Source organism: Buchnera aphidicola (Astegopteryx bambusae) (assembly GCF_039365365.1).
In the GTDB taxonomy this organism is placed as follows: domain Bacteria; phylum Pseudomonadota; class Gammaproteobacteria; order Enterobacterales; family Enterobacteriaceae; genus Buchnera_G; species Buchnera_G aphidicola_B.
On record NZ_CP134985.1, the window covers coordinates 404,542 to 411,372 of the forward strand.

The window sequence follows — 6,831 nt, forward strand, 5'->3', positions numbered from 1 at the left end:
TATTTTTTTAAAATACTCAAAAAATATATTTTTATATTTTATTTTAATTATAATATTTTATTTATATCTCTATATGCTCCTTCATCAGCACTAGTAGCAAAATAAGAATATATTTTTAATGAAGCAGATACCTTTCTATTTCTATAAATAGGACTATAAGCTTTTTTACCTCTAGACTTTTGAAAGTTTCTTCTATGTAACAATTCTTGTTTAGAAACTTTTAATGAAATAGTTCTTTTTGGAATATTAATATTAATTATATCATTATTTTTAACTAAAGATATTATTCCTTTACTTGCTGCTTCAGGAGACACATGACCTATTGACAAACCAGATGTTCCTCCTGAAAATCTTCCATCTGTTATTAAAGCACAATATTTATCTAAACCTGAAGATTTTAAATAAGAAGTTGGATACAACATTTCTTGCATCCCAGGACCACCTTTAGGACCCTCATACCTAATTACAACAACATCCCCTTTAACAATTTTATTTTTTAATATTGCGTTTACAGCATCTTCTTGACTTTCATAAACTTTTGCATGCCCAGAAAAAATTAAATTTTTTTTATTTACTCCAGCAGTTTTTACTACGCATCCATTTTTAGCTAAATTACCATATAAAATTGCTATTCCACCATCATTACTATAAGAATTTTTTATAGATCTTATACAACCAATTTTTCTATTTTTATCTAAATTTTCCCATCTGCAATCTTGAGAAAATGGAACTATAGTTTTTTTACCTTTAGGGGCAGACATAAATATTTCTTTTATATCTTTTTCTTTAGATAACATTATATCATATTTCAATATCATTTCTTTAATATTATATCCAAGAAAATTTATAGTTTTTATATTAAGAAAGTTTCCTCTATACAATTCTCCTAATAACCCCATAACACCTCCAGCTCTATGAAAATCTTCAACATAATAATCTTTAGAATTAGGTGAAATTTTACAAATATAAGGAATCATTTTAGATAATTTGTCAATATTTGAAATATTAAATCTTATATTACCTTCTTTTGCTAAAGCTAATAAATGTAAAATTGTATTTGTAGAACCGCCCATTGCTATATCTACACACATAGCATTATTTAATGAGTCTTTATTTATTAATCTATTCGGTAAAACATTAAAATTGTTTTTAATATAATATTCTTTAGTAATTTTAACTATGTGTTTACCAGCAAGATAAAATAATTTTTTTCTGTTAATATGAGTAGCAAGTAATGTTCCATTACCAGGAAATGATATTCCTAACACTTCAGTTAAACAATTCATAGAATTTGCTGTAAACATACCAGAACAAGATCCACAAGTAGGGCATGCATTTTTTTCTATCAATTTAGAAAAATCGTTTTTTTTATTTTTTGAACCATATACAATAGCATCAACTAAATCTATTTTTTTTGTACTCCCATTAATTTTTACTCTTCCAGATTCCATTGGACCTCCAGAAACAAAAATAGTTGGAATATTTAATCTTAAAGCTGCTATTAACATTCCAGGAGTAATTTTATCACAATTAGAAATACATACCATTGCATCAACACAATGTGCATTTATAACGTATTCTATTGAATCTGCAATGATTTCTCTAGAAGGTAAAGAATATAACATACCTGCATGACCCATAGCTATTCCATCATCTATAGCAATAGTATTAAATTCTTTTGGAACTCCTCCATTTAAAACAATTTCTTTAGCAACTAAGTTTCCTAAATTTTTCAAATGAATGTGTCCTGGAACAAATTCAGTAAAAGAATTTACTATTGCTATAATTGGTTTTTTTAAATCATTATCATTCATTCCAGTAGCCCTCCATAGAGCTCTAGAACCAGATGAATTTTTTCCTTGAGTAGTGATATAAGACCTGTATAACATAATTTTAAAAACTCCAAATATACAATATTTTTATAAATTAAAAATATTTAAGAAAAAAATCATTTATATGTTTTATAAAACTTAAAAAAACATTTTGATTGTCATAAAAAGATTTATTAAAAAAATAGGATATAAAACAAAACAAACTTTTGCAGGGGAGGAGGGATTTGAACCCCCAACATCCGGTTTTGGAGACCGACACTCTACCAATTTGAGTTACACCCCTAAAAAATATTTTAGCAATTTTACAAGATAAAAATATTATTTTCTTTAAAAACACAAAATTTTTTCTTAATAAAAAAACTACATGATAATATAATACTATTAAAAAAAAATATAGTCTATATATTTTATTTAGTAAAATATATAACATTTTATAAAACAATATAGACAAATTATAAAAATATATAAAAAATGAAAAAAATAAAAACACCAATTTATCTAGATTATGCAGCTACTACTCCAGTAGATAAAAACGTTGTGAAAGTTATGTTAAAATATTTAACAAAAAATGGAAACTTTGGTAATGCTGCGTCAAGATCACATAAATTTGGATGGGTAGCAGAAGAAGCTGTAGACATAGCTAGAGAACAAATATCAGATTTAATAAAATCTGATCCAAAAGAAATAATATTTACTTCTGGAGCTACTGAATCAATAAATTTAGCAATAAAAGGAATAATGAAATTTTACAAAAATAAAGGAAATCATATAATAACTAGCGCAACAGAACATAAAGCAGTTCTAGACACATGTAGATATTTAGAAAATGAAAAATGTAAAGTAACATATTTAATTCCAAAAAAAAATGGAATAATAAACATAAAAGATATAATAAAAAATATAAAAAAAAATACTATATTAATTTCAATTATGCATGTAAACAATGAAACTGGAATAATACAAAACATAGATAAAATTAGTAAAATATGTAATAAAAAAAATATTTTTTTTCATGTAGATGCAACACAAAGTGTAGGAAAAATAAAAATAAATTTAAAAAAAACAAAAATAGATCTAATGTCTTTTTCATCTCACAAAATATATGGTCCTAAAGGAATAGGAGCTCTATTCATAAGAAAAAAACCTAGAATAAGAATATCTCCTCAAATACATGGAGGAGGTCATGAAAGAGGAATGAGATCAGGAACACTTCCAGTACATCAAATTGTAGGCATGGGAGAAGCATTCAAAATAGCAAAAAAAAATATTAATAAAGAAAATTTAATGCTAAACAAATTGAGAAATCTTTTGTGGAATAAAATAAAAAACATAGAAGAAATATATTTAAATAGTGATCTTAAAAACACTTCTCCACACATATTAAACGTTAGTTTTAACTATATAGAAGGAGAATCAATAATAATGGCTTTAAAAGACTTAGCTATATCATCCGGATCAGCATGCACATCTTCTAGTTTAGAGCCATCATATGTGTTAAAAGCAATGGGTATAAAAACAGAATTAGCTCACAGTTCAATAAGATTTTCATTTGGAAGGTTCACTAAAAAAAAAGAAATAAAATATGCAATAAAAATAATACATGAATCAGTAAAAAAATTAAGACAACTTTCACCATTATGGGAAATGTTTAAAAAAGGAATAGATGTAGAAAAAATTAATTGGAAAAAGTAAAATAAACTTAAATATTAAAAAAATATAAAAAAAGAGTAAAATAAATGTCTTATAGCAAAGAAGTAATAGATCATTATGAAAATCCAAGAAATGTTGGATCATTTTCTACAAAAAAAAAAAATGTAGGAACTAGTTTAGTTGGAGCCCCAGCATGTGGCGATGTTATGAAATTACAAATAAAAGTAAATAAACATGGTGTAATAGAAGATGCTTGTTTTAAAACATACGGATGTGGATCTGCTATAGCGTCAAGTTCCTTAATGACTGAATGGATAAAGGGTAAAACATTAGATCAAGCAAAAAAAATAAAAAATACAAAAATAGTAAAAAAATTAAATTTACCTCCTGTAAAAATACATTGTTCAATATTAGCTGAAGAAGCTATAAAAAATGCAATATTAGATTATAATAAAAAACAAAAAAAATAAAACTCAAAAATATAGTGCTGAAACTAAAAAATTTTCAGCACTAAAAAAAAAAGATAAAAAAACATGAATTATTTTAAAATATTTAACATTAAAGAAAATTTTAAAATTGATTATAAAAAATTATCAAGAAATTTTTATAAATTACAAAAAAAATTTCATCCGGATATGAATATAAAGAATATAAAATATGGAAAAACAGAAAAAAATAAATCTGTCGAAATAAATAATGGATATAAAATATTAAAAAATCCTATAAAAAGAGCTGAATATATTATAAAAATAAATAATTTAAAAATATTTAAAAAAAAAGAAATCTGCACAACAAAATTTTTAATATATATTTTTAAATTAAACAAAAAAATAGAAAAAATAAAAAAATCAAAAAAATATAAAAAAGAAAAAAAACAACTTTTAAAAAATATTAAAAAAAAAAAACATATGTATTATAAAAAAATATATATAAACATAAAAAATAAAAAATGGGAAAAATCTAAAAATATTTTAACAAAATTAAAATTTATTAAAAAAATAATTTCAAAAATAAAATAATAAAAAATTATTCAAAAAAAAATTGAAATAAAAATAATATGTATATAAAATATTTATATAAAAAAATCACAAGAGAATAAATATGCCAAAAATTTTATTTTTACCAAATAAAATAATATTGCCTAAAGGAGCTGAAATAAAAGCTAAAACTGGAGAAACAATATTAAATGCTGCTTTAAGAAATAAAATACAAATTGAACATGCGTGTGAAAAATCTTGTGTATGTACTACATGTCATTGTATAATAAAAAAAGGATTTTTATCACTTTCAAAATGTTCAGAAAAAGAAGAAGATACATTAGACAAAGCATGGAACGTACACGAAAATAGCAGACTTTCTTGCCAAGCAAAAATAGGAAAAAAAAATATTGTAGTGAAAATACCATATTATTCTTCTAATTATACTAAATAAAAGAAAAAAATTTATATATTTATATTTAAATATATGGATTATTATTTTTTTTAAAGAAAATTTTTAAAGGTATATTTTTTAAATATAAATATTTTGAAAAAGAATTTATTAAATATTTTTTATAAGAAGAAATTATTCCTTCAACTCTATTACCATGAATTAATATTCTAAAAGGTCTTTTAGAAATTAAATTAGCATATTTTAATGTTATTCTTTTTTTATTAAATAAAGGAGGTTTATACCTATTTATAACTTTCTTTAATATTTTAGTTAAAATAGAAGAAGAATAATTTTTTTTTAATAATCTTTTAATATTATTAATTGACGTGAATATAGAAAATAAATTACATTTATTTTTTGCTGAAATAAAAAAATAATCAACATAAATAATTTTATCTAAAAAAAATTTTAATTTTTTTTTAAAACTTATTTTTTTATTTTCACTTAATAAATCCCACTTATTTACTAAAATAAAAAAACATTTTTCAAACAAAATTATTTTATTAACTATATAAAAATCTAATTTAGAAATATCTTTTGTAGCATCAATTATTAATAAAATAACATCACTATTTTTTATAGATGCAACAGATTTTCTTATAGACAAAAATTCTATTTTAGAAGAAAAATCTTTACATCTTTTAATTCCTGCAGTATCTATAAAAATATATTTATTTTTTTTATATAAAAATGGAACTTCAATACTATCAGTAGTAGTTCCAGAATAATTATTAGAAATTAATCTATTTTTATTAACTATTGCATTTATAAAAGTAGATTTTCCAACATTTTGCTTTCCTAAAACAGATATTGTTGTAAAACTTTTATTAAAATTTTTCAAAACTTTTAAATCTTTTAAAAAATAAAAATTTCCTATACATTTCTTATAACTAAAAAAAAAATTATTTTTTTTCAAAAATGGTACAATAAAATTATGTAGTAAATCTTTAATGCCTATATTATTAGAAGAAGAAGTAAAAAATATATCCTTAAAACCTAATGAATAAAAATCTAAATTAGAAGTATAAAAATTAAAATTTTCTGATTTATTAACTATTAAAAAAACTTTTTTATTAAAAGTTCTTAAAATTTTTGCAATTTCAATATCTAAAAATGTTATTCCATCTATAGCACTTATAACAAATAAAATTAATTTAGAATTTTTAATATAATAAAAAATATTTTTTTTAATTTTATTAAACAAATCAACATCATTAAATTCTCTTATACCAGCATTGTCAGATAACAAAAAACAATTTTCATCAGAATTACATAAACAAGCTACTTTAGAATCAACAGTAAAATTTTTACAACTTGTAGAAATAGAAATATTATCATTAAGAAACATATTAAATAAAGAAGATTTACCTACATTAGTTCTACCAATTAAGCTGACATAATTTTCAAACATGCACATAACTCGTAATAAAAAATAAATAATTTATATTAAAACACAAAAACTAATAAAGTTAAATTTTTTTTAATAAAAAAATAAAATTATATAATTAATAAATAATACTGTAGTTAAATAGTATATTAGTTAATATATTAATTATATAATTAATAAATAATACTGTAGTTAAATAGTATATTAGTTAATATATTAATTATATAATTAATAAATAATACTGTAGTTAAATAGTATATTAGTTAATATATTAATTATATAATTAATAAATAATACTGTAGTTAAATAGTATATTAGTTAATATATTAATTATATAATTAATAAATAATACTGTAGTTAAATAGTATATTACTATATATCCTACTTTGTAGAATTATTTATTGTTTTAATTATAGTTTATATTTAATTTAAATATTATTATTAAAATATTAATATAATATTTAGTATTGTTTTATTTTTGAAATTTTAATAAACTTTATTTTATTGTTGTAAAATATTTTTACATAAAAT

The 6,831-nt window shown here is 20.7% G+C and carries 6 protein-coding genes and 1 tRNA gene; 4 read left to right on the forward strand and 3 right to left on the reverse strand.

Going from position 1 to position 6,831, the window contains the following annotated elements; genetic code table 11:
• Positions 1 to 47: 47 nt before the first annotated feature.
• Positions 48 to 1,892 (reverse strand): dihydroxy-acid dehydratase, encoded by a 1,845-nt coding sequence (ilvD, locus tag RJD44_RS02050; protein WP_343190125.1) that lies wholly within the window; start codon positions 1,890 to 1,892, stop codon positions 48 to 50.
• Between the two features lie 149 nt (positions 1,893 to 2,041).
• Positions 2,042 to 2,115, reverse strand: a tRNA-Trp gene (locus RJD44_RS02055).
• A gap of 197 nt (positions 2,116 to 2,312) precedes the next feature.
• Between RJD44_RS02055 and RJD44_RS02060 the strand changes: the two genes are divergently transcribed.
• The 4 genes from RJD44_RS02060 to fdx all read left to right on the forward strand — a co-directional run bounded on the left by RJD44_RS02060 (position 2,313) and on the right by fdx (position 4,913).
• Positions 2,313 to 3,524: an IscS subfamily cysteine desulfurase gene (locus RJD44_RS02060; protein WP_343190126.1), complete on the forward strand. Its 1,212-nt coding sequence runs from the start codon at positions 2,313 to 2,315 to the stop codon at positions 3,522 to 3,524.
• A 44-nt stretch (positions 3,525 to 3,568) separates the two neighbouring features.
• Complete coding sequence (gene iscU / locus RJD44_RS02065) at positions 3,569 to 3,952, forward strand: Fe-S cluster assembly scaffold IscU (protein WP_343189942.1); 384 nt, start codon at positions 3,569 to 3,571, stop codon at positions 3,950 to 3,952.
• A gap of 63 nt (positions 3,953 to 4,015) precedes the next feature.
• Complete coding sequence (gene hscB / locus RJD44_RS02070) at positions 4,016 to 4,501, forward strand: Fe-S protein assembly co-chaperone HscB (RefSeq protein ID WP_343189943.1); 486 nt, start codon at positions 4,016 to 4,018, stop codon at positions 4,499 to 4,501.
• Positions 4,502 to 4,583: 82 nt separating this feature from the next.
• Positions 4,584 to 4,913 carry an ISC system 2Fe-2S type ferredoxin gene (gene fdx, locus RJD44_RS02075; protein WP_343189944.1) on the forward strand — a complete coding sequence of 110 codons (330 nt, stop codon included), beginning with the start codon at positions 4,584 to 4,586 and terminating at the stop codon, positions 4,911 to 4,913.
• Between the two features lie 25 nt (positions 4,914 to 4,938).
• On the opposite strand, the gene der is transcribed toward fdx, so the two are convergent.
• A complete protein-coding gene (gene der, locus RJD44_RS02080) occupies positions 4,939 to 6,324 on the reverse strand; it encodes a ribosome biogenesis GTPase Der (protein ID WP_343189945.1) in 1,386 nt (461 codons plus the stop codon).
• Positions 6,325 to 6,831: the final 507 nt, after the last annotated feature.

What these genes read in the sequence shown, in the direction of transcription:
- iscU (WP_343189942.1), top strand. Translation starts at nt 3,569, where the DNA reads ATGTCTTATAGCAAAGAAGTAATAGATCATTATGAAAATCCAAGAAAT.
- hscB (WP_343189943.1), top strand. Translation starts at nt 4,016, where the DNA reads ATGAATTATTTTAAAATATTTAACATTAAAGAAAATTTTAAAATTGAT.
- fdx (WP_343189944.1), top strand. Translation starts at nt 4,584, where the DNA reads ATGCCAAAAATTTTATTTTTACCAAATAAAATAATATTGCCTAAAGGA.
- der (WP_343189945.1), bottom strand. Translation starts at nt 6,324, where the DNA reads ATGTTTGAAAATTATGTCAGCTTAATTGGTAGAACTAATGTAGGTAAA.